We start from the raw sequence: 22,872 nt of genomic DNA, 5'->3' as shown, positions 1-22,872 counted from the left end.
AATGGCCGGAAGCCGCGTGGCAGAAGGGTTTGCGCCGTTTGGAACGGTGTGGTGTTGCGGCGGTGCGGGAGGGCCGCAAGCACCCGCCGGCGGTGTTCGGCCGCGCGGCCAGATGAGAGCCGGTCGGCGGCCGCCCGTTTGAAACACGCTCAGGGCCGGATCGTTGCGCCCGTCGTCTCATGGAAAACCCCGGCGACGATCGTGACCTGCGCGAGCGCATACAGCGCCCAGATCAGGTAGTCGATGCCGGCGAATCCGCCGAGGAAGCGGCCGACGCCGATCAGCGTGTCGGAGCCGACGAAGATCAGGCTGCCGAGTGCGACGAGCGGGCCGCGGGTGCGTGCGGCGAGCGCGAAGCTCGCCATCGCGCACAGCACGAGCATGTAGATGGCCACCGGTACGAGCAGATCGCCGAGGTGTGCGAAGAACGCGACGTAGCAGGCGGCCGCCGCGATCCACAGCGCGATCGAAGCGCCGACGCGCCAGCCGTGCGGGCGCGCGCGCCAGCGCAGGAAAATCGCGCAATAGCCCAGATGCGTGAGCAGGAACGCGCCGAGCCCGCCGACGAACGACGGCGGCCAGCCGGGCAGCGCGAGCAGCACGTCGCCGAGCACGGCGGCCGCGAGCGCCGCGCACAACCACGCGCGTTCGCGCGGCGCGTCGCACGCCCAGGCCGCCGCGAGCAGCAGCACGCCCATCGCGGCCTTCGCGGCGGCTTGGCCGGGATAGGGTGCGGCGGCGAGCGACAGGCCGTACGCGAGCGCGGCGGCGACGGCGAGCGGCCAGAGGCGGCGATAGGCGGCGGGAAGCGTGGCGATCAACGCGGTGTCTCCGGATCGTGGTGGTCTGCGATGGTTTGCGATGGACGGCGCGCGGGCGAGCGCGCGGCTGCACGCATTATCGGGAACAAACGGCGCGCGAAAACCGGCGAATCCCTCTAGGAAACGACGGCGCGCGAGCGGCGTGACCAAGCGGTTTTTTTGCACGTTGCCCCGGTCGCGCCGGGGCAAGGGTTGCGGTCCGCCTTGCTATGCTCGCTTCCGGTATTGACGTTGTCCCGCCCGGCCGTGCGTAGCGATGCGCGCCGGTGCGAGCCCGATGAACCCGTGCCCGGCCCGCGCCATTGCGCAGGACGGCCTCCACGCATTCCACGCATGACAGGTTCCACCATGACCGAACTTCTGCATGGCGACGGCGCGATCCGTCGCACGACGCCGTACGGCTCGTCGATCGAGAACACCTACGCGGGCGTGCTGTCGTTCATGCGCCGCAACTATTCGCGTGTGCTCGACGGCGTCGACGTCGCGATTTCCGGCGTGCCGCTCGATCTCGCGACGACCTATCGCTCCGGCGCGCGGCTCGGGCCGGCCGCGATCCGCGCGGCGAGCGTGCAGCTCGCGGAGCTGCATCCGTATCCGTGGGGCTTCGACCCGTTCGACGATCTCGCGGCCGTCGACTACGGCGACTGCTGGTTCGACGCGCACAATCCGCTGTCGATCAAGCCGGCGATCGTCGAGCATGCGCGCACGATCCTGCGCTCGGGCGCGAAGATGCTCACGCTCGGCGGCGACCACTTCATCACCTATCCGCTGCTGGTCGCGCATGCGGAGCGCTACGGCCGTCCGCTGTCGCTGATTCATTTCGACGCGCATTGCGATACCTGGGCCGACGACGAACCGGACAGCCTCAATCACGGCACGATGTTCTACAAGGCGGTGAAGGAAGGGCTGATCGATCCGGCGACGTCGGTGCAGGTCGGCATCCGCACGTGGAACGACGACTTCCTCGGCATCGAGCGGCTCGATGCCGCGTGGGTGCATGACCATGGCGCGCGCGCGGCGGTCGAGCGCATCGTCGGGATCGTCGGCGCGCGGCCTGCCTATCTGACGTTCGACATCGACTGCCTCGATCCGGCCTTTGCGCCGGGCACGGGCACGCCGGTTGCCGGCGGGCTGTCGTCCGCGCAGGCGCTGGCGATCGTGCGCGGGCTCGGCGCGGTGGATCTGATCGGCGCGGATGTGGTCGAGGTCGCGCCGGCCTACGACCATGCGGACATCACGGCGATCGCGGCCGCGCACGTCGCATGCGATCTGCTGTGTCTGTGGCGCCAGAAGAAGGTGGCTGGACGCTGAGGTGGCGCGTCGTGCGCGCGTCGCGCAGCCGGCAAGGTCGGTGGCCGCGAGCGTTCGCCGATGGCGGCTTGCGTGCGACGTCCGCACAGCAGACGCAGAGCGCGTGTATCGCAGCGCGCGGCACCGATGAAGCACGAAGGCCGACGGGCAGGGCGCCCGTCGGCCTGATTCGAGCGGATGCCGCCGCGTGTATTACTTCGCCGCCAGCGCGGTCGCCACGCGCTTGTCCGTCCACGCATTCTCCGCCACGCTCAGCTTCTGCGGAATCAGCTTCGCTGCATAAAACGCGTCGGCCACGCGCTGCTGCACGGCCACGATGTTCTCGTCGATCGGCACCGCGCCGAACGGCACGCGCTTGATCCACGCCTCGACGAGCGGCTCGGACAGGCCGACCTTCGGCGCGAGCAGCGCGGCGGTCTCGGCCGGATGCCCGTTGACCCACAGGCCGGTCGCGCGCGCCTGCTGCAGGATCGTGCCGACCACGTCCGCATGCTGTTCGGCGAACGTGCGCGTCGCCTCGTAGAAGTTGCTGGTCGGCGTGAGGCCCGTGTAATCGGACAGCGTGCGGACCTTCAGCGTGTCCTGCGCGGCCGCGTAATAGGGATCCCAGATCGCCCACGCATCGACGTTGCCGCTTTCGAACGCGGCGCGCGCGTCGGCGGGCGGCAGGTAGACCGGACGGATCTCGTCGTAGCGCACGCCGGCTTTCTGCAGCGCCTTCAGCAGCAGGTAGTTCGCGCTGGAGCCCTTCTGCAGTGCGACTTTCTTGCCGCGCAAGTCGGCCACCGACTTGATCGGCGAATCGGGCTTCACGACCACCGCCTCGTTGTGCGGCGCCGGCGGCTCCGCGCCGACGTACACGAAGCGCACGCCGGCCGCCTGCGCGAACACGGGCGGCGGCGCGCCGGTATAGCCGAAGTCGATGCTGTTCGCATTCAGCGCTTCGAGCAGTTGCGGGCCCGCCGGGAATTCGAACCACTGGACGCGGTAGCCGAGCGGCTTGAGCCGCGTCTCGAGCGCGCCTTGCGCCTTGACGACCGACAGCAGGCCGGCCTTCTGATAGCCGATGCGCACGACCGGGTCGGCGCCGCCTTGCGCGAACGTAGATGCGGCGGAAACCGCGACGAGCGTCGCGGCAGCGGTGCGGGTGATCCAGCGGGTGAAACGAATCATCTTGCGGACTCCATGCGAAACGTCTTCGGGCGAGCGGCGGGTGTGCCGCTCGGTTGGAAGAATCGTCGCATGGGCGATATCGGCGACCAACGAAGCATTGCCGATATCAATATGACGCCGGCGCGCCTATGCTTTGTCGCCGTCGCCTTGCCGATCGGGCGCGCCGGCCTGCCGCGCGGCCTCGTCGCTGAGCTTCCTGTCGAGGATGGTCGCGACGCGGCCGCCGAGGTACGCGCTCGCCGCGGTTTCGAGCGCGCGGTTCATCTCGCCTTCGACGAACACGGCCGCGAGCGGGCGCAGGCGCCAGATCGCGTCGACGAGCGCGGGCACGTCGGTCGGCGGCGGCAGCGCGCCGGCGTCGTAGCGGTCGAGCCGCTTCACGACGAGATCGACCAGCAGCCGCGCGATCGCGTCGAAATGCGGGCGCGCGACGCTGATCATGTCGAGCAGCTCGCGCGGCGGAATGCCTTCCTTCGCCATCGCGGCCGCCGCCTCGAGCAGCGCGGGGCTCTTCGCGACGAACGACAGGCCGTGCCGCTCGAGCAGGCCGAGCTCGGTCACGCGCGCGAGCTGCGCGGGCGTTTGCGGGCCGAACATCTGCGCGAGCGCGGCGAGCGAGTACGTCTTCGGCCGCTCGTGCGACCAGCGGCCGCCGATCGCGTTTTCCAGGCCGAGGATCGAGCGCAGGTCGTGGCCCTCGTCGATCGCCATGATCAGGTCCTGGATGTTCGACAGCGTGTAGCCGCGCGCCAGCAGATGGTTGATGACCTTCAGGCGGGCGACGTGCGTGTCGTCGTAGATGCCGACGCGGCCGCGCTTCTCGGGCGGCGCGAGCAGGCCGCGATCCTGGTACGCGCGGACGTTGCGCACGGTGGTGTCGGACACGCGCGCGAGCTCGTCGACCGTGTACTCGTTGCGGGTCTCCGCAGCGGCCTCGTCAGGTGTGGTGTGAGTCGGTTTTGGCATGCGGCCATTCTAGCGCGACGGGGTGCGCTTCGGAGATGACAGGCCGGCGCGGGCCGGTTACGGGCGGGGGCGGGGCGCGTCGTGCGCGCCTTCGCCGAGCGGCCGCTGCAGCAGCGCGGTGTCGATCCAGCGGCCGTGCTTGAAGCCGACCGCCTTCAGCGTGCCGATCGGCTCGAAGCCGAACGCGCGATGCAGCGACGTCGAGCCGCCGGTGCCGCCGTCGGCGATCACCGCAACCATCTGCCGCCAGGGGCCGGCTTCGCAGCGTGCGATCAACGCCGCGAGCAACGCCCGCCCGATGCCGCGTCCGCGCCGTGCGTCGTCGATGTAGATCGAGTCCTCGATCGTGTAGCGGTAGGCGCTGCGCGTACGGTACGGCGTCGCGTACGTGTAGCCGGCGACCCGGCCGTCGTGCTCGGCGACGAGGTGCGGCAGGCCGTGGCGCAGCACCGTGTCGCGGCGTGCGCGTAGCTCGGCGACGTCGGGCGGGGTCTCCTCGAACGACGCGACACTGTGGCGCACGTGGTGCGCGTAGATCGCTTGGATCGCGTCGAGGTCGCCGTCGGTCGAGTCGCGGACGATGCATGAAACGGTGTCGGGAGTGGTGGGCATGGCGGTGTGATGGCGCGTGAGGCCTCTACTATGAGTTCGGACGGCAAACCGGTAAAGGGGGCCCGGGCGCTACAGCGCGCCGTCGGCCGCGCGGATCGCGTCGGCGATCGCGTCCGCGACGGTCTGCACGCGCGGCGAGCGGCGCACGTCCGGGTGCACGACGAGCCAGATCTCGCGCTCGATGTCGCAGCGGGGCGTCGACGTCAGCTCGACGAGCGACGCGGGCGGGGGCGAGGCAGTTGACTCAAGCGAGCCATCAATTAGAAAGCGCGGCAGCAGCGCAATGCCCGCGCCGGCCAGGCACGCGCGGTGCAGCGTCGCCAGATCGTTCGACACGAACGCGAAGCGGCGTCCGGCCGCGAACCGTTCGAGCCATTGCTGCTGCGGCGTCTGCGCGAGCGCGTCGTCGTAACCGAGAAACTGCCACGTGTCGGGCGGGGCGGCGGCCCAATCGGGCGTCGCGCACAGCACGAAGCGCATCGTGCCGAGCCGGCGCGCGGCGAGCCCCGGCTCCTGCGGACGCGACAGGCGCACCGCGAGGTCGGCTTCGCGCGCGTACAGGTTGGCCGCGTGCATCTCGCCGATCAGGTCGATCCGCAGCCGGGGCCACGCGCGCTGCGCCCGCGCGAGCCGCGGCGCGAGGAAGTGGCTCGCGAAGACCGGCGACGCCGACACGCGCACGACGCCGTCCAGGTCCGCCGCGCCCTGCGCCGCGCGCGCGAACGCATGCGCGTCCGCTTCGAGGCGCGCGGCGTGCGCGGCCAGATGCAGGCCTTCGTCGGTCGGCGGCCAGCCGCGCGGCAGCCGATCGAACAGCCGGATGCCGAGCGCGTGCTCCAGCGCGTCGATGCGCCGCGCGACCGTCGAATGCTGGACCCGCAGCGCCCGCGCGGCGGCCGACAGGCTGCCGCCGCGCATCACCGCGAGGAAGTAGCGGATGTCGTCCCAGCTCATCGCCGGCGCGGAACCGCTGGATGGATCGGTCGAATTTTGCACAGGAAGTGGGCGGGAAATGGGAATTCCGCTCGATTATGCACGATGGGATCATCGCGTCACTTCATACGAACGCGAGGAATGCCATGACCCGAACTGAAACCGCGATCCGCATCGGGATCGACCGCCATGGCGACGCCGGCGTGCTGCGCCGCGTGGAGGCGCACGTTGCGCCGCCCGGCGCGGGCGAGGTGCGGATTCGCCAGACCGCGGTCGGCGTGAATTTCGTCGATATCTATTTCCGCAGCGGCGCGCATCCGCTGCCGGCGCTGCCGGGCGTGCTGGGTGTCGAGGCGGCGGGCGTGATCGACGCGGTCGGGCCGGGCGTGGACGCCGTCGTCGCCGGCCAGCGCGTCGCATACGCGGGCTTGCCGACCGGCAGCTACGCGAGCCTGCGCACGCTGCCCGCCGAGCGCGTGGTGCCGGTGCCAGACGGCGTGAGCGACGAAACGGTGGCCGGCGGCCTGTTGAAGGGGATCACCGTCTACATGCTGTTGCACCGCGTGCGGCAGGTGGCGGCCGGCGACAGCGTGCTCGTCCACGCGGCGGCCGGCGGCGTCGGCCTGCTGGTCACGCAGTGGGCGAGCGCGCTCGGCGCGCGCGTGATCGGCACGGTCGGATCGGCGGCCAAGGCCGCGCTCGTGCGTGCATGTGGCGCGGAAGCGGTGGTGGCGTATCGCGACGACGATTTCGTCGCGGCGGCGCGCGCGTTCGGCGGCGGCGCCGGCGTCGACTACGCGATCGACGGGATCGGCGGCGACGTGCTGACCCGCACGCTCGGCGCGGTCAGGCCGTTCGGGATGGTCGCGAGCATCGGGCAGGTTGCCGCGGTCGGCGCGCGCCAGACGATCGATCTCGACGAACTCGGGCCGGCGCGCTCGATCGCGCTGGCACGGCCGAGCGTGCTCGGCTTCATCGCGCGCGACGTCGCCGGCTACCGGGAAGCCGCGCGCGTGACGCTCGAGCGGCTGGCGGGCGGGATGCGCGTCGAGATCGGCGCACGGCTGCCGCTCGGGCAGGCGGCCGATGCGCACCGGATGCTGGAAGCGCGGGCGACGACGGGGGCGGTGGTGCTGGTGCCGTGACGGGGCGTGGGCAAGCCGGCAGGCCCATGCCCGCTCCCCCGTTCACGCGTGCTTGCGCAGCGGCGCGTCCTCGACGAACCACGCGAGCACGAACGCGATCGCGATCACGGCCGCCGCCGCGAGATACACGACGTGCAGCGACCCCGCGAACGCGTGCAGGTACGCGTCGCGCACCGCGTCCGGCAACCGGTGCACGGCGGCCGGGCCGAGCGACGGCGGCAGCTCGGCGCCGGCCGGCAGCGTATTCGCGAGCCGCGTCTGCAGCCCGTTCGAGAACAGCGCGCCGAATGCCGCGACGCCGAGCGAGCCGCCGATCGAGCGGAACAGCGTGACGCCCGACGTCGCGACGCCCATGTGGCGGAAATCGATCGTGTTCTGCACCGCGAGCACGAGCACCGGCATCACCATCCCGAGCCCGATGCCGAGCAGCGCCATGTAGCCGTACATCGTGCTCAGCGGCGTGGCGAGCGACAGCGTGGACAGCAGCGCCATCGCGACGCCGCCGACGAGCGTCCCCGCGATCGGAAACGCGCGGTACCGGCCGAACCGCGAGATCAGGCGGCCGCTCGCCACCGACATCGCGAGCATCCCGCCCATCATCGGCAGCAGCTGCATCCCGGCCTGCGACGGCGTCGAGCCTTTCACGACCTGCAGGTACAGCGGAATGAACGTGACCGAGCCGAACAGCGCGATGCCGACGACGAAGCCGATCAGGCTGCACAGCACGAAAGTGCGGTGGCGGAACAGCGCGAGCGGCATGATCGGCTCCACGGCGAGCCGCTCCTCGTAGACGAACCCGCCGATCGCGACGATGCCGAGCACGAGCGTCATCCACAGCTGCGGCGACGACCACGGCAGCAGCGAGCCGCCTTCGCTCGTGAACAGGATGATGCAGGTGAGGGCGGTCGCGAGGAACGCGGCGCCCAGGTAGTCGATCCGGTGCTTCACGTGCGCGGCGTTCGGCTTGAACGCGACGCCGATCACCGCGAGCGCGACGAAGCCGAGCGGCAGGTTGATATAGAAGATCCAGCGCCACGACAGGTGCTCGACGAGGAAGCCGCCGAGCAGCGGCCCGACGATCGTCGCGAGGCCGTACACGCCGCCGAGCATCCCCTGGTAGCGGCCGGCCGCGCTCGTCTGGCGGGATCAGGTCGCCGATCGCGGCCATCGTGACCACCATCAGGCCGCCGCCGCCGAGCCCCTGCAGCGCGCGCAGCACGATCAGCTGCGTCATGTCCTGCGCGACGCCGCAGAGCACCGAGCCGGCCAGGAACAGCACGATCGCCGCCTGCAGCACGATCTTGCGGCCGTACAGGTCGCCGAGCTTGCCGTACAGCGGCAGCACGACGGTGGACGACAGCAGGTACGCGGTCACGACCCACGACAGCTGGTCGAGCCCGCCGAGCTCGCCGACGATCGTCGGCAGCGCGGTGGACACGATGGTCTGGTCGAGCGCGGACAGCAGCATCACGAGCAGCAGCGCGGCGATGATCAGCCCGACGGGCGTGTCGCGGCGGGCTGTGTCGGCGGCCGGCGAGTGGGGGACGGTTTCGGTTTGCATGGGGATATCTGCCATGGCAGTGAATTGTTCGGGAATATAGAGGCTAAAGGTTGCCTGGTCAATTTCTGCTCATACCTTAATTGTTTCAGGCGTAACAGGAAGACGATGCAGGGCGCCGAATTTGACGTAAATCACGGAACGAAAGGGGCCGGACTCAAGTTTTCTGCAGGCAATCCGTAATACAAAATGCTGCGCACCGATCGCCGCGAGACTTTTTTTACCGCCCACGTTCCGTCATGAACCTGAACGCCCTGTTTTCCCGATTCACGATCCGGACCCGGATCTTCTCCACGCTTGGCCTGGTCGCGGGCCTGCTCGTCATTTCCGGGCTGATCGGCCTTGCCGGCATGCAAAGCTCGAACCGCGCGCTCGAAGAGGCGTATTCTGGCCAGCTGGCCTCGAAGACGGCGCTGTCCGCGGCGACCCTGAACCTGACGATCGTGCGCACGACGCTCGACCGCGCGATGCTGCATCCCGAGGCGCCCGAAGTGCCGGATCTGCTGTCGAAGGCGGACAACTACCTGGCGAAGGCGGACGCCGCGTGGCGCGCCTACGCGGCGATGCCGCACGACGGCGACGAGAGCGGCTTGCCGGCCGCATGGACGCCGCGCGCCAGGCGCTGATCGGGCAGGCGCTCAAGCCGATGTCCGACGCGATCCGGGCCGGCCGCCGCGACGAGGCCGACCGGCTGCTGATGACGGTCGCGCCGCCGCTGTCGGTCGCGCTCACGCAGGCGACCGATGCGCTCGACGCATTCCAGGTGGCGCGCGGCAAGGAGGTGTTCGACACGGCGCAGACGTATTACGAATGGCTGCGCATGGGCGCGGTCGCCGGCATCGCGTTCGGCCTCGCGGCATGCCTTGGCTGCGCGATCGGCCTGCATTTCGCGATCTCGCAGCCGCTCGCGCGGCTGCTGGCGCACTTCCGCCGCCTGTCGGACGGCGACCTGACCTCGGAGGTGCGCTGGGCGTCGCGCGACGAGATGGCCGAACTGGTCAAGGGCGTGCAGGGCATGCAGTCCAGCCTGGCCGACACCGTGCGCCAGGTCACGCGAGGTTCCGAGGCGATCGTTACCGCGACGCATCAGATTGCCGCAGGCAACACCGACCTGTCGCAGCGCACCGAGGAGCAGGCCGCCGCGCTCGAGGAGACGGCCGCGAGCATGGAGCAGCTGACGGCGACGGTGAAGCAGAACGCCGACAACGCGGCCGAAGCGCAGGCGTGCGCGGACAGCGCGTCCGAGATCGCGGCGAAGGGGGCGACGGTCGTCGGCGAGGTGATCGGCACGATGAACGAGATCGACCAGAGTTCGCAGAAGGTTGCCGACATCATCGGCACGATCGAAGGGATTGCGTTCCAGACCAACATCCTCGCGCTGAATGCCGCCGTGGAAGCGGCGCGCGCGGGCGAGCAGGGCCGCGGCTTCGCGGTGGTCGCGGGCGAGGTGCGCACGCTCGCGCAGCGCTCGGCCACCGCGGCGAAGGAGATCCGCACGCTGATCGGCGAATCGGTCGAGCGCGTCGCGAACGGCTCGCGGCTCGTCGGCGTGGCCGGCGCGACGATGCAGGACATCCAGCAGGCGATCGCGCGCGTGACCAGCATCATGTCCGAGATCGCGGCGGCGTCGAACGAGCAGCGCGACGGGATCGAGCAGGTGAACCTCGCGGTGTCGCAGATGGATCAGGTGTCGCAGCAGAACGCGGCACTCGTCGAAGAGGCGGCGGCGGCCGCCGCTTCGCTTGAAGAGCAGGCCGATGGCCTGCGCCGCGCGGTCGGCGCGTTCCGGGTCGCGTAAGCGGGTTTGCCAGTCCCGGTCCGGGCAACCCCTTACACGCCCGTGAGCTGCGCAGCCGCGCGCGCCGATGCGACGAGCAGCAGCTTCATCGTCGCGCGGGTCGCGCCGACGAACAGCTTGCGGGCCGCGCGCGCGTCGAGCGTGTCGAAGTCGATCTCGGTGAGGATCACGCACGGCGCCGACTGTCCCTTGAAGCGATAGATCGAATCGAGCAGCACGTCGCCGTCGTGGTATTCGGGGTTGCCGAACAGGTCGTACTTGCCGGTGAAGCGCTTGACCTGGTGCGGCCCGAGCTGGTCGAGCGCCGCGAGCGCCGAGCCTTCGCGCCCGCGGTACGACAGTACCGCGATGTCCTGCTTGCGGAACCCGAGCGACAGCGCCTGCGTGATCGCGCGCTTGGTCGCGTCGATGCACGCGTCGGCCAGCGCGGCGGGCGACGCGTTCGCATCGCCGTAGGCGGACACGACGAGATCGGAGCCGTCGAACGGGCTGCCCGAGCGCAGCTCGGCCGCCAGCGGCTCGACGCGGCCGACGACGTCGCGCACGAAATCGAGCAGGTCGCGCGGGCTGCGGTAGTTGGTGAGCGCCTTCAGCGAGACCCAGCCCGGCAGCGCGACCGGCTCGCGCATGTAGAGGTTCTGCAATGGATCCTCGAGCCACCACCACGCGCCGTCCGGCGCGAGCAGCCGCTCCAGCGCGGTCGCCCATGACGGATGGAAATCCTGCCCCTCGTCGACGATCAGCACGTCGAAGCGCCAGCGCTCGGGCACCGGCGTTTCCGCGAAGCGGGCCTCGAGCCGCCCGAACGCGTCGGGCGCGTCGAAATCCGGCGTGTAGCCGCCGTCGCGCGCGACCCAGTCGCACAGCTGGTGGTAGTTCGCGATCTTCGCGCCGGGCGGCGCGATGCGCGCGATGTAGTCGGCGAGCGGCCGGTTGAAGCAGACGTAGAGCACGCGCCGGCCCGCGGCGATCGCGTCGCGCATCGCCTGCACCGCGAGCTGCGTCTTGCCCGAGCCCGCGGTGCCGATGACGCGCAGCCGGAACGGCGTGAATTCGAGTTGGCGCGCCCACGAGGCGAGGCCGCCGGACAGCCGCGTGACGAGCGTGCCGGCTTGCCCGACGAGCGCGCTCGTATCGGGCGTGAGCGCCAGCTCGTCGGCGAGGAAGTGATGGATCTTCGGTGCGTTCGCGACGCGCGGCTCGTCGGCGGGCAGGATCTGCTGAATGACCTGCGCGAGCTGCGTCTTGCGCGTCGCGTCGACGATGCGCTCGGACGGGACGCCCGCGATCGCGGCCTGCCGGATCGTGTAGTCGGGGCAGTAAAGCAACGCCTCCACGCCGTAGACGCCCGCGCCGAGCGCGGCGGTCAGGCGGCGGTGCAGCGTCTCCTGCGTGCGCGCGAGCTGGATCGGCACGTTGCGCTCGGTCTGCAGGTAGACCTTGACGAGCCCCTTCGGCGTCTCGCGCAAAAAGCCCGCCTTCTGCTCGATCAGCAGGACGCGCCCGGCCGGGCTGACGACGACGAACGCCGCTTCGCCGAACACCGAGAAGCCCTGTTCGGCGCGGGTCCAGTGCACGCCGTGGTACACGGTGTAGCTGTCCGGCAGCGCGTGTTCGAGTGCGGCGAGCGTCTCGCGCTCGCGTTCCGCCGCGCCGGTCGCGGCGAGGCTTTTCCAGTCGTCGGGGATCAGGCGGGCCATGAGGTCGGACGCGGCGGTTGCCGGCGTGGGCGTGAACGGGTGCGGCTATTGTACTGAGGAACCCGCTCGCGGCCGCGATGCGGCGCGTGCGCTGGCCATCCGGCCGATGGGGGCGGGCGCGGTGCTCAGCTCCGCGCGAGCCGTTTCGCGAGATCCGCGCTGAGGATCGCCATGCGCGCGGGTTTCTCGTAGCAGACCACGTCGAATGCGCGGATCACTTCGCTGATGTCCGCCTCGCTCGCGCGGCCGGTGAGCAGGTCGCCCGTCAGCACGAAAATCGGCGCGCCGGGGTTGTCGGACGTGCGCACCGCCTTGATCCCGGTCGCCGCCGTGCAGTCGTCGAACAGCCATTCGGTGACGACCGCGTCGAACGCCTGGCCCTGCAGCGCGTCGACGAATGCGGTGAGGCCGTCGAACGTGGCCGTCGCGAAGCCTTGCCGTTCGAGATAGCGGCACAGTTCGGTCGCGCTGACGCGATCGGGGTCGATCACGGCGACGAACAGCTTGTCGCTCTCCGCGCGGCGCGGATAGATTTCGATCTTGTGCACGTCGTACGCGTTCTGATAGAGCACGCCGCTATGGCGCAGCACGCGCCAGTGGCCGTTCTGCTCGTACGCGACGAACTCGGGCCGCGCGCCGGCTTCGAGCGGTGCGCCGATCCACGCGGTGCATGGAATCTCGGCCACGCCCGCGTACAGCACGGCTTCCTGCGAATACGCGCCGACCATGCCGGGGTCGAGCGTCTGCGCGCCGAACAACTGCGCGGCGGGCTCGCCGTAGGCTTCGGCGACTTTCTTGATCTGCGCGAGCGTCCACGGGCTGCTGCCGCGCAGTTTGCGGTGGCCCTGGGAAAAGCTGAGATCGAGGATACGGCACAGCTCGGTGGTCTGCTGCCGCTTGCCGATGCCGTTGCGGGTCATCAACTCGCGCACGCGCTCGGCGACCGCGAGGGAATCCGTGGTTATTGCTTCAGTGGTCATGCTACGGGAGCGGATCGGTTCAAGACGACGCCTTGCGGCGGTACTCGTCGGACAATCTCGGGGAGGTTCAGTAGCGAGCCGACCGGCCACGCGCGGAAAAGATAACTTTACCGCAAAACTGCGGCCATTCCGTGGCCGAAAAGATGGGTTTCTGTGAAAGGTGTGTCACGACGTTACGCGATGCGCACCGCTTCGGGGCATGCATAACGGTCGGCGCCGGGCCCGGGTGCGCCGCGTAGGCCTCGGCGCGCAGCGGCGCAGCATGCGGCCCTTTTTCGATGAAATCCTCTAGCGCAACCGATGAAGTTACAGTTGCCGGGCGCTGCGTGCACGAGCCGCACGCCATGCTACGATTTCGCTCGTCTCAAAACAGATCGAAGCGATGCAGAAAAAGTTTGTGATGCGCGGGTATGAGATGAACTGCGAGCCGCGCGTGACCGAGAACGGCAAATATGCCGCGCAAGTCGAGGTGACGAAGCTGGGTTTCAGCCGCGAGGCCGCATTCCGCAAGCTGGGCGAATTCGACACCGAAGCGGAAGCCGTCGCGTACGCGAAGAAATTCTCGGAAGAATGGTTGAGCCGCTACGCATAGCGTGCCGACGGGTTGCGGAACCCTCGGGCAGTACGCTCTCCTGACAGCCGAACGCGTTCAACGAAGCCAGCCATGCCAGGCGTGCCACGTGCGATCGCCTTGATTCATTCCATATGGTTGCGAATGGCGACGTAAATTTGTAGATTGCTCAGGTGAATCGCCGGTATCGGCCGATGATTGGTAGAACGACACGCAACGGGAGACCGTCAATGTCAGCCTTGTGCATGCAGACCATCGTTCACGGCAGGACCGTCCAGGTCGTGCTCTCACCCGAGCGGCGAACCGCCAGGATCCACATCGTCGACGACGAATCGGGCAGCTATCCCCCGCGCACGATCAGCATCGAACAGTATTTGAGCGCCGGGATGACCGACGAGCAGATCGCGCGGCATGTTCTCGAAGTCGTCACGATGTCGGTCGAGCAACTCGCCAGATTGCAGCCGTTCGACCGCGCGAGCGGAAACCGCAACCGCACGCGCCATAGCCACTGATTCGGGCCGCGCCCGACTGCCGGCGTTTGCCGCCGGAGACCCTTTCCACGATTCACGCGCATCGCCGTATGCGGCACCGCATACGGCGAGCATTGCCGCGACTATCAGGTCTGCGTCTGCGGCTGCGCGCTGCCGGCATCGGCGGCCGCCGCGCCGAACCATTGACCGCACTGCGCGTCTGGCTCGTCGCGGTCGTGCGCGAGCGCGGGCGGACGACCGCTCGCGCGGTGGCGGCGGGCGCCACTCGCGCCGAACGCGTCGAGCATCGCGTGCCCGCGCGGCGTCAGATGCACGCGCCGATCGCCGTCGGCGCGATGTTCCAGCATGATCAATTGGCGTGCGAGCAGCGTGTCGATTTCGGCACGGCCGTTGTCCAGCTGATCCGGCGCATGACGGATCAGCATCAAGGTCGCGAATTCGTGTGGACTCAGCATGTTCGTCTCTCATGTCAAAGCATCGCCTGGCGGCAACCCGATGCGCGACGAACCGGTGCGCTACCGTGCCGTTGCCTGCCTGGCCGATAACCCATCGAAGCACGCAGCGCGAGAACCGCGACTGCGTCGAGCGACACCTAAAATAGGTCACGCGTTGCGAATTTCAAGGGGCCGTCCGCTTTCGAAAGAATGGGAGGTTTCATGGACCTTTTCGACATCGTGAACGAGCAGATCGACGCCGTTCGACTGCCGCTCTATGCCGTGACCGTGACCGCCGCCGCACGTGCCGACACGCCGTTGATCGCGATCCTGCACTGGCATGGCTTGCTGCGCGAAACGCCGCTCGCGCTGCCCGGCATCGACGTGCCGCTGCGCCCGGTGCCCGGCAGCGCGATCCAGTTCGAGCGTCCGGGGCCGGCGCTCGAATCCGTCGAGGCGATGCTGCTCGATGCGGCATGGCGGTTGGGCGCGTGGGAGGTCGAGCGCGTCGAGCGGCGCGCGTGCAATACGCTCGGCGCGTCGGCCGGCGAAGCGCTCGTGTGTCGCCAAGCGTTCGGCGACTACGGCGATTACGGTGCCGGCGCATGCGCCGAACGTCATCTCGTCGACGGCGCGCCGGAGCGCGACGCGCTGATGCAGCTGGCGGCCGCAAAGGCTACGCGCGCTGGCTGTTCCGGCCCGTCAAGGGCGGCCTGTGGCGCACGCTCGATGAGCCGGACGACACCCTCGATGCGGACGGCGGCCGGCAGCCGCCGTGCCCGATCCCGCCGCGGCCGTGGCGGCCGTCGCTGCAGCGCGCGGCGCCTGTGCGCTACCGGCTGGGTGAGGTGCGCCGCATCCTGATGCGTTGAAACATTTTGTTACAAACGCATCGTGCGCGCGGGTCTTGAAGCGCGTTCGCTCGCCACTATTTCGCTTTTCGCCGATCGACGGCACGGCAGCGCATCGCGGCTTTCGCCGGTGGCTGCGCTGCCGGATTCCCTTATTGGTGATCCTTTAATCGCTCAGGAGATGGAAATGCAGATTCGTCCCCTCTACGACCGGGTTATCGTCAAGCGAATCGAAATGCAGCGGACGACGGCTTCGGGCATCGTGATACCCGATTCAGCAGCAGAAAAACCAGAACAAGGCGAAGTCGTCGCGGTCGGCAGCGGCCGGCTGCTGCAGGATGGAACGCTGCGCGCGCTCCAGTTGAAAGTCGGTGACCAGGTTCTCTTCGGCAAATACGCAGGCCAGACCGTCAAGGTCAATGGCGAGGAACTACTCGTCATGCGCGAGGAAGACGTCATGGGCGTCCTCGAAGTGGCATCGCCGGCTGCCCGCAAGGCGGCCTGAAGCGCGATGCGCCCGCGCCGCGCCGGCAGGCGGCCGGTGAGCGCGGCATTCCGTTCAACGACTTTACCCGGAGCAACGAAATGACTGCAAAAGACGTGAAATTCCGCGACGGTGCGCGTAGCCAGATCGTCAAAGGCGTGAACGTCCTCGCCGATGCCGTGAAGGTCACGCTGGGGCCGAAAGGCCGCAATGTGCTGATCGAGCGCAGCTTCGGCGCACCCACCATCACGAAGGATGGCGTGTCGGTCGCGAAGGAAATCGAGCTGAAGGACCGCTTCGAAAACATGGGCGCGCAGATCGTCAAGCAGGTCGCATCGAAGACCGCCGATGTGGCCGGCGACGGTACCACCACGGCCACCGTGCTCGCGCAGGCAATCGTGCAGGAAGGCATGAAGCACGTTGCCGCCGGCATGAATCCGATGGACCTCAAGCGCGGCATCGACAAGGCCGTGGCCGCCGTGCTCGACGAGCTGCGCAAGCTGTCAAAGCCGATTTCCACGAACAGGGAGATCGCGCAGGTGGGTTCGATCTCGGCGAACGCCGACGAGGCGATCGGCAAGATAATCGCTGACGCCATGGAGAAGGTCGGCAAGGAAGGCGTCATCACGGTCGAGGATGGCAAGTCGCTCGAGAATGAGCTGGACGTGGTTGAAGGGATGCAGTTCGACCGCGGCTACGTCAGCCCCTATTTCATCAACGATCCGGAAAAGCAGGCCGCGTATCTGGACGACGCGCTGATCCTGTTGCACGACAAAAAGATATCGAACATCCGGGATCTGCTGCCGGTCCTCGAGGCGACCTCCAAGGCAGGCAAGCCGCTGCTGATCATTGCGGAAGATGTCGACGGCGAAGCCCTGGCCACGCTCGTGGTCAACGCGATGCGAGGCATCCTGAAGGTGGCGGCGGTCAAGGCGCCCGGTTTCGGCGACCGGCGCAAGGCCATGCTCGAGGACATCGCCATCCTGACTGGCGCGACCGTCATCTCGGAAGAAACCGGCAAGCAACTGCAGAAGGCAGCACTCGAGGATCTCGGCCGTGCCAAGCGCGTCGAGGTGCGCAAGGACGACACGATCATCATCGACGGCGCGGGCGACGAGAAGCGCATCGAAGCGCGCGTGAAGTCCATCCGTACGCAGATCGAGGAAGCCACGAGCGACTACGACCGCGAGAAGCTGCAGGAACGCGTGGCGAAGCTCGCGGGCGGTGTAGCCGTGATCAAGGTCGGCGCGGCGACCGAGATCGAGATGAAGGAGAAGAAGGACCGTGTCGACGACGCGCTGCATGCGACGCGCGCGGCGGTCGAGGAAGGCATCGTGCCGGGCGGCGGCGTCGCGCTTCTGCGCGCGCGTTCGGCGGTGACGAGCCTGAAAGGCGCCAACAGTGATCAGGACGCCGGTGTCCATATCGTGCTGCGCGCGCTCGAAGCACCGCTGCGCGTCATCGCCTCGAACGCGGGGGATGAGCCTTCGGTGGTCATCGCGAAGGTGCTCGAAGGCAAGGGCAACTTCGGCTACAACGCGGCCACCGGCGAGTATGGCGATCTCGTCGAGGCGGGTGTGGTCGATCCCACCAAGGTCACGCGCACCGCGCTGCAGAACGCGGCGTCGATCGCCGGCCTCGTGCTGACGACCGATGCGACCGTCGCCGACGCACCGAAGGACGAACGCGCTGAAGCCGCGCCGTCCCCCGAGCTCGGTTACTGAACGCGCCGACACTGGCGCCGCCGCTGGCCGGCGCGGCACGGTTCGGTGCGCGCGATAGGCGCGCGCACCGTCTTTTTCATGTTGCAGAGACCGATCATGAAACTTCAGCTGTCGATCGATTCGAAGCCGCTGCACATCGAGATCGACGATGTCGTCGCGGGGCTGCTCGCCGCGCGGCTCGGCCTGCCGCCGGACGGCGACCACCGCGATGCGGTGGCCCGCTACCTCGGCGACGCGGCCGGCCCGTGGACCCTCGACGACGCGCACATGCGCAAGCGTGTGATGCGTCGCCTGATTCTCGACGTCGCGGATCCGACGCTCGTCATTCAGTACCTGATGGCCGACCAGTCCGAGCCCGGCGCAGCGGGCGCGTGATCGCGAGGCTCGGCGCCGTCAGCGTTTCGCGGGCGCGTCGGTCTCATCGCGGGCGAGATAGGTGCGCACGACGCCCGCCATGTTGTGTTCGAGCCACGCGGCCATCGCCTGCTCCTCGGGCAGGATCCGCTCGCAGATCGTCATCGTCTCGCGGTCGCCGACGAAGCGTGCCGCTTCGATCAGGTTGCGATACGCGGCGATTTCGAAATGCTCGAAGGTGTAGCTCGCCATGCCGCCCTTGACGATCTCGTCGGAGGCGAACATGCCCGCGAGGCCCTGCACCCACGCCATCGTCTTGGCGCCGACGTCCTTCATCGTCGACACCGATCCGCCGCGCCGTTCGATGCAGCCGCGTATCAGGCGTGCCTGCTCGCGCGTTTCTTCGATGTGTTGCTCGATGCGCCGCTTCAGATCCGGATAGTGGTCGATCCGACCGGCCATCGACGTGAGCATCGTCTCAGCCTGTTCTTCCATCGCGTGCGCGTCGCGCAGCCAGTCCATCAGGTTTTCCTCTGCTGCGGTCGTGTCCGTGGTCATTGCGTTCTCTCCGTTCGATTGGGTGAAGCGGCGTTCCGCTCGCAAGCGCACGTCCGTCGCGTGATGGTTCATGCGTCATCGGGTTCGTCGGCCGCGCCCGGCTGCGGCGTCGGTGCGCCAGAGCCGAGCTCCGCGCCGGTCAGCGGATCGCTGTTGCGGTCCGATGCCAGCCGTTGCGACATCGCGTCGATCGCGTCTGCCTGCTCCGGTTCCAGCATGCCCTCCGCAATGCCGGTGCCGCCGTCGACCGCAGGCTCGCCGGGACGAATCTCCAGGCCGGCGCCGTGATTCCACGGGCCGACCAGCGCGGCAGCGTCCGGCTGCATGCGGAAGTACACGCGGTCGTAGGGCTCGACCGGCGGCAGCTTGCCCGGCGGGAAGTTCGCGGTGATCGCGTACAGCGCCTTCTCGAACGACTTCTGATGCGATACCTCGCGCGTCATCAGGAAGCCGAGCGCGTCGCGGATGCCGGGATCGTCGGTCACGTTGATGAGCCGCTCGTAGATGATTTTCGCGCGCGCTTCGGCCGCGATGTTCGAGCGCAGGTCGGCGGTCGGCTCGCCGATCGTGTCGATGTACGCGGCCGTCCACGGCACGCCGCCCGAATTGGTGAGCGGCGTGCCGGCGCCGTACAGCAGCTGCGTCACGTGGCTGTCGTTGCCCGCGCCGTGCAGCTTGCGGTACAGCTCGGCCTGCTCGTCGACGGCCTCGGCGAGTTCGCCCTTCGCGCCGCGATTGAGCATCGCGACCAGCGAGCCGATCACTTCGAGGTGGCTCAGCTCCTCGGTGGCGATGTCGAACAGCATGTCCTTGCGGCCCGGATCCTCCTCGGTGACCGCCTGCGTGAAATAGCGCATCGCGGCGGCGAGTTCGCCCTGCGGGCCGCCGAACTGTTCGAGCAGCAGGTTCGCGAGCCCCGGATTGGGCGCATCGACGCGCACCGTGTACTGAAGCCGTGTGTTGTGAATGAACATGAAGTCTCCATGAAGTGGGTTGCGCGTGAAGATCCGCGATGGCCGTACAGCAGGAAGCGATCCCGCAGTCGATCGAGCGGCCGGTTCGTCGCTCGAGCGGTTGCCGCGCAGAGCGTCTGCGCTCGCTGCGCGACGAGCGGCGTGTTCGCGAACGTAGGTGCGGTTCGACGGAGCTTGAGCGGCGTGTGCGGCGTGTGATGCCGCGCGAACGCGTCGTAGTGATGCGCGTAGCGATCGGACGATGACGGTGCGGTTCGGCGCAATGACCTGTGCGGGCCGACAAACGCTTGTGCCGCTACGGCAAAGTTCGTGGCCGTTTGAGGCGCTTTCGCGATGCGGGGAAGACGAGACGCGAGCGGCGCTTTCGCGATGCGTGCAAGCGTCGGCGGATTTTTCAAGCGCTTGTCATTTCGCTTACGCGCGGCAGAAGCAGCTTTATTGGAAGAGAGTCGATGCGGGGTTGCGTGTGGCCGGGCACGGCAGCCGGCCGGTGGGAAGGCAAGCCCGCGGTTTTCGCAGGCTTGCGTGCTTATCGCGCCTTCAGCATTTCGTCGGCGAGCCGATAGGCGGTAACGGCGCGCTTCGATTCATAGTCGGCGATCGACGACACGTTGCGACCGGCATCGCGCGACAACAGTCCTTGCAGTGCCGCGGCTGCGAAAAAATCGCGCAGATCGGGCATCGGCTGCTGCTCCGGTTGCGGCGCAGGCACGTCGATCGGCGGCGCGGGCTTCCAGAAGGTGGGCGAAGGCTCGGCGGCTTTCGCTACGGAAGCGGGTTTTCTGATGCTCACATCCTGGGACGGCGGCGTCATTTCTTCCCCTTCGATCGGATATCAGTTCGCGAAACAACGTAAGTCCTCGTTTTGCTCGGAGAGCGGCGTATTTTTTGTGTTTTGAAGAAGTACTAACCGATGGATCGACGCGAATATTCGCCGGTTATGCCGATCTCGTCAAAGAAAATAAATGAGTCCCGGCAGGCGGTGTGGCGCAGCACGTTTCGTTCCCGGCCGCGGCAAGGACGACATACGGTGCGCCGCGCGTGATTGATGGTATGGCCGTGCGAGTGACGTCGCTGTGACACGTGCAACGTGCGATGGCGAACAGACGTGTGCGCGATTTTCGTGGTGATGTGGCGGCCGCGAGCGGATGCATCACCGTACGAACTCGCGCTACGGGACGAACGCGTCAGGACGGCAAGTACGTGAACGGCTCGCCGTCTTCGCGCTCGACGGACAGCAGCCGCCTGAGCTGATCGAGCGCGAACAATTGCTTGCCGTCGGCGGCGGCTTCGTCGATCGCGTCGTCGACCAGTTTGCGCGCACGCGCGAGTATCACCACGCGCTGTCGCGCGATCTCGAGCACCATGCGTTGTTCGAGGCTGTAGTGGCTCGATTGCCGGTCGCTCGAGCGGCGCCAGCGTTCGCGCAGTTCGGCCCACGTGACGCGCTCGAACGCCGGCATCGTGCGTACGCGTGCGCCGGCTTGCGCCGGCCCCGGTTGCGCGCGCAATGCGCAGCGCAGCGCTTCGCGAGCACGCCATTCGTCCGAAAACGGCGCATAGACGTCGCGCGAGCGGCCGATCGGATTGGCGCGTTCGATTTCCTTTTCGAGCAGGTAGGTCAGCCGCCGCAGCGCGGAGCCGTGCGCGAGCATGTCGGGATCGAGCACGCGAATCCGGCGCGATGCGTCGGCGACATGCGCCTTCAGTTCCCATAGCGTCAGACGCAGATGCTGGACTTCCAGAATCAGGCGCTGCACGTCCGCATAGGTGCACTTCGTCCACCATTCGGCGAGGTCGTTCAGCTTCGGAGGATCGAATGGGGGGAGGATCATTGCCACTGCATAAAACACTGTATGGATGTACAGTTTAGCGCGCGGTAACATAGCGCCGTCAAGACGAAAAAATGGGGACGGCCGCTCGCATGCCTTGCCGTGCGTTCGCGCACGATCCGACCTTCGACAGCCCGATTCGGCGGCGACCATCGCGAATGGCGATGCGCGGCCGGACACCTCACGCCACCGAGAACGATGACGACCACTTATCCGTTGCACGATGCATTGACCCGCGCCGACACGGCATTTCCGACCGATGCCGACGTGGTGATCGCGGGCGCCGGCATCATGGGCTGCGCGGCCGCGTACTACCTGGGCTTGCGCGGCCTGAAGGCCGTCGTGCTCGACAAGTCCCGGCTCGCCGGGCAGCAATCCGCGCGCGCATGGGGCTTCGTGCGCCAGCAGGGGCGCGAAGCCCCCGAAGTGCCGCTGATGATGGCCGGCATGCGGATCTGGGAAGGACTGGAGGCCGCGCTCGGTTTCGATCTCGAATGGCGGCAGGGCGGCTGTCTCTATATTGCGGACAACGAAGCGGCCTGGGCGTCGTTTCAGGCGTGGCTGAGCGTCGCCCGCGACCACGGGCTCGACACGCGCACCGTCACACGCGCGGAGATCGACGGGCGCGTGAGCGGACTCTCCGCGCACGTGCGCACGCTCGGCGGGCTATATACGGCTTCGGACGGCCAGGCCGAGCCGCAGCGCGTGGCCGCCGCGTTTGCCGCGCGCGCGACCGAGGCCGGTGCGCGCTTCTTCGAAGGCTGCGGCGTGACGGCCATCGAAACGGCGGGCGGCGCGGTCGTCGGCGTCGCGACCGAGCGCGGCACGATCCGCGCGTCGCGCGTGATCTGCGCGGCCGGCGCGACGAGCTTCCGGCTGCTCGACGGCGTCGGCATCCGGTTGCCGCAGCAGGCCGTGCGCGGCACCTGCATGCGCACCAACGTGCTGCCGCCGGTGTCCGCGTCGACGCTCTGGGGGCACGGCCTCGGCATCCGCCAGCGCAGCAACGGCGCGATCAATCTCGCCGACGACATGCAGGCGGACGTCGACCTGACGCTCGGCCACCTGCGCGGGCTGAGCCTGTTCTGGCCGGAGTTCTGGTCGCAGCGCGAGAAATTCCGCCTCCACCTGAACGGCGCCGCGTGGCGCGACCTGGCCGCGCGGGTCAACGGCGGGCCCGGGCCGATCGAGCCGCGCGATCCGCAGCCGCAGCCGAACCCCGCGCATGCGCCGCGCGCGCTCGCGAAGCTGAAGGCGATCTTTCCGGCGCTGAAGGACGCGCAGGTCGTCGAGGCGTGGGCCGGCCTGATCGACGTGCTGCCCGACGGCATCCCGGTGATCGACGCGCCCGGCACGCCGGCGGGGCTCGCGATCGCGACCGGCTTCTGCGGCCACGGGTTCGCGATGGGGCCGATCGTCGGCCGGCTGCTCGCCGAATGGGTCGACACCGGTGCGCCGTCGCTCGATCTCGCCGCGTTCCGCGCGCGGCGTTTCGTCGACGGGACGATGGTGCGTCCGCGCAGCGTGCTGTGACGCGCGTGGGCGCGCACGCTCGCGTCGTAGGCCGTCGTAGAATCGAGCCCGCATTGTTCAGGAGAATCC

General features: G+C 68.4%; 20 protein-coding genes and 3 pseudogenes. 10 read left to right on the top strand and 13 right to left on the bottom strand.

What is annotated here, in order from left to right; genetic code table 11:
- Positions 1-149: 149 nt before the first annotated feature.
- Complete coding sequence (locus WJ35_RS25845; protein WP_069240317.1) at positions 150-821, bottom strand: lysoplasmalogenase; 672 nt, start codon at positions 819-821, stop codon at positions 150-152.
- Between the two features lie 348 nt (positions 822-1,169).
- On the opposite strand from WJ35_RS25845, the gene speB reads away from it, so the two are divergent.
- Positions 1,170-2,132 carry an agmatinase gene (gene speB / locus WJ35_RS25840; RefSeq protein ID WP_069240316.1) on the top strand — a complete coding sequence of 321 codons (963 nt, stop codon included), beginning with the start codon at positions 1,170-1,172 and terminating at the stop codon, positions 2,130-2,132.
- Positions 2,133-2,324: 192 nt separating this feature from the next.
- Here the strand turns inward: speB and WJ35_RS25835 are convergent, their stop codons facing one another.
- The 4 genes from WJ35_RS25835 to WJ35_RS25820 form a co-directional block, all read right to left on the bottom strand.
- Positions 2,325-3,305 (bottom strand): sulfonate ABC transporter substrate-binding protein, encoded by a 981-nt coding sequence (locus tag WJ35_RS25835; protein WP_069240315.1) that lies wholly within the window; start codon positions 3,303-3,305, stop codon positions 2,325-2,327.
- 126 nt (positions 3,306-3,431) lie between these two features.
- Complete coding sequence (locus WJ35_RS25830; protein ID WP_060233646.1) at positions 3,432-4,271, bottom strand: MerR family transcriptional regulator; 840 nt, start codon at positions 4,269-4,271, stop codon at positions 3,432-3,434.
- A 57-nt stretch (positions 4,272-4,328) separates the two neighbouring features.
- Positions 4,329-4,883 carry a GNAT family N-acetyltransferase gene (locus WJ35_RS25825; protein WP_060233649.1) on the bottom strand — a complete coding sequence of 185 codons (555 nt, stop codon included), beginning with the start codon at positions 4,881-4,883 and terminating at the stop codon, positions 4,329-4,331.
- Positions 4,884-4,952: 69 nt separating this feature from the next.
- Positions 4,953-5,837 (bottom strand): LysR family transcriptional regulator, encoded by an 885-nt coding sequence (locus WJ35_RS25820; protein WP_060233650.1) that lies wholly within the window; start codon positions 5,835-5,837, stop codon positions 4,953-4,955.
- A gap of 125 nt (positions 5,838-5,962) precedes the next feature.
- Between WJ35_RS25820 and WJ35_RS25815 the strand changes: the two genes are divergently transcribed.
- Complete coding sequence (locus WJ35_RS25815) at positions 5,963-6,961, top strand: quinone oxidoreductase family protein (RefSeq protein WP_069240314.1); 999 nt, start codon at positions 5,963-5,965, stop codon at positions 6,959-6,961.
- Positions 6,962-7,003: 42 nt separating this feature from the next.
- On the opposite strand, the pseudogene WJ35_RS25810 reads toward WJ35_RS25815, so the two are convergent.
- Positions 7,004-8,537: pseudogene (locus tag WJ35_RS25810) on the bottom strand (MDR family MFS transporter).
- A gap of 221 nt (positions 8,538-8,758) precedes the next feature.
- Between WJ35_RS25810 and WJ35_RS25805 the strand changes: the two are divergent.
- Positions 8,759-10,317 (top strand): annotated as a pseudogene (locus WJ35_RS25805) (methyl-accepting chemotaxis protein).
- 32 nt (positions 10,318-10,349) lie between these two features.
- On the opposite strand, the gene WJ35_RS25800 reads toward WJ35_RS25805, so the two are convergent.
- Together WJ35_RS25800 and WJ35_RS25795 are read right to left on the bottom strand one after the other, a co-directional pair.
- On the bottom strand, positions 10,350-12,017 hold the full coding sequence (locus tag WJ35_RS25800) for an ATP-dependent helicase (protein ID WP_060233655.1): 1,668 nt from the start codon (positions 12,015-12,017) through the stop codon (positions 10,350-10,352).
- Positions 12,018-12,142: 125 nt separating this feature from the next.
- A complete protein-coding gene (locus WJ35_RS25795; protein ID WP_060233657.1) occupies positions 12,143-12,997 on the bottom strand; it encodes a helix-turn-helix domain-containing protein in 855 nt (284 codons plus the stop codon).
- 382 nt (positions 12,998-13,379) lie between these two features.
- Here WJ35_RS25795 and WJ35_RS25790 point away from each other — a divergent pair, with 382 nt between their 5' ends.
- Positions 13,380-13,589, top strand: coding sequence for a hypothetical protein (locus tag WJ35_RS25790; protein WP_034195215.1), 210 nt, complete (start codon positions 13,380-13,382; stop codon positions 13,587-13,589).
- A 209-nt stretch (positions 13,590-13,798) separates the two neighbouring features.
- Entirely contained in the window at positions 13,799-14,080 is a 282-nt protein-coding gene (locus WJ35_RS25785; protein ID WP_045577881.1) for a hypothetical protein, read from the top strand.
- Positions 14,081-14,184: 104 nt separating this feature from the next.
- Here WJ35_RS25785 and WJ35_RS25780 read toward each other — a convergent pair whose 3' ends face one another.
- Positions 14,185-14,514 (bottom strand): hypothetical protein, encoded by a 330-nt coding sequence (locus WJ35_RS25780; protein WP_069240313.1) that lies wholly within the window; start codon positions 14,512-14,514, stop codon positions 14,185-14,187.
- 201 nt (positions 14,515-14,715) lie between these two features.
- On the opposite strand from WJ35_RS25780, the pseudogene WJ35_RS25775 reads away from it, so the two are divergent.
- The 4 genes and pseudogenes from WJ35_RS25775 (at position 14,716) to WJ35_RS25760 (ending at position 17,927) form a co-directional block, all read left to right on the top strand.
- A pseudogene (locus WJ35_RS25775) lies at positions 14,716-15,365 on the top strand (diguanylate cyclase).
- Between the two features lie 166 nt (positions 15,366-15,531).
- Positions 15,532-15,849: a co-chaperone GroES gene (locus tag WJ35_RS25770; protein ID WP_069240635.1), complete on the top strand. Its 318-nt coding sequence runs from the start codon at positions 15,532-15,534 to the stop codon at positions 15,847-15,849.
- Between the two features lie 80 nt (positions 15,850-15,929).
- Positions 15,930-17,552 carry a chaperonin GroEL gene (gene groL, locus WJ35_RS25765; protein ID WP_069240312.1) on the top strand — a complete coding sequence of 541 codons (1,623 nt, stop codon included), beginning with the start codon at positions 15,930-15,932 and terminating at the stop codon, positions 17,550-17,552.
- 96 nt (positions 17,553-17,648) lie between these two features.
- Positions 17,649-17,927 (top strand): hypothetical protein, encoded by a 279-nt coding sequence (locus WJ35_RS25760; protein WP_034195210.1) that lies wholly within the window; start codon positions 17,649-17,651, stop codon positions 17,925-17,927.
- A gap of 18 nt (positions 17,928-17,945) precedes the next feature.
- On the opposite strand, the gene WJ35_RS25755 is transcribed toward WJ35_RS25760, so the two are convergent.
- From WJ35_RS25755 to WJ35_RS25740, 4 genes are all read right to left on the bottom strand, one after another.
- A complete protein-coding gene (locus WJ35_RS25755; RefSeq protein WP_011882455.1) occupies positions 17,946-18,464 on the bottom strand; it encodes a ferritin-like domain-containing protein in 519 nt (172 codons plus the stop codon).
- Between the two features lie 68 nt (positions 18,465-18,532).
- Positions 18,533-19,438, bottom strand: a complete 906-nt coding sequence (locus WJ35_RS25750; RefSeq protein ID WP_011882454.1) for a manganese catalase family protein — start codon at positions 19,436-19,438, stop codon at positions 18,533-18,535.
- A gap of 529 nt (positions 19,439-19,967) precedes the next feature.
- The gene (locus WJ35_RS25745) at positions 19,968-20,252 is read right to left on the bottom strand and encodes a hypothetical protein (RefSeq protein ID WP_014725235.1); all 285 of its coding nucleotides are present in this window, start codon (positions 20,250-20,252) and stop codon (positions 19,968-19,970) included.
- A gap of 373 nt (positions 20,253-20,625) precedes the next feature.
- Complete coding sequence (locus WJ35_RS25740) at positions 20,626-21,273, bottom strand: hypothetical protein (RefSeq protein ID WP_069240311.1); 648 nt, start codon at positions 21,271-21,273, stop codon at positions 20,626-20,628.
- A 195-nt stretch (positions 21,274-21,468) separates the two neighbouring features.
- On the opposite strand from WJ35_RS25740, the gene WJ35_RS25735 reads away from it, so the two are divergent.
- On the top strand, positions 21,469-22,803 hold the full coding sequence (locus WJ35_RS25735; protein WP_069240310.1) for an NAD(P)/FAD-dependent oxidoreductase: 1,335 nt from the start codon (positions 21,469-21,471) through the stop codon (positions 22,801-22,803).
- Positions 22,804-22,872 lie beyond the last annotated feature (69 nt).

Source organism: Burkholderia ubonensis, assembly GCF_001718695.1.
Classification (GTDB): Bacteria; Pseudomonadota; Gammaproteobacteria; order Burkholderiales; family Burkholderiaceae; genus Burkholderia; species Burkholderia ubonensis_B.
Note: the sequence above shows the minus strand (reverse complement) of the source record. Positions and strands in the feature narration are given on the sequence as shown.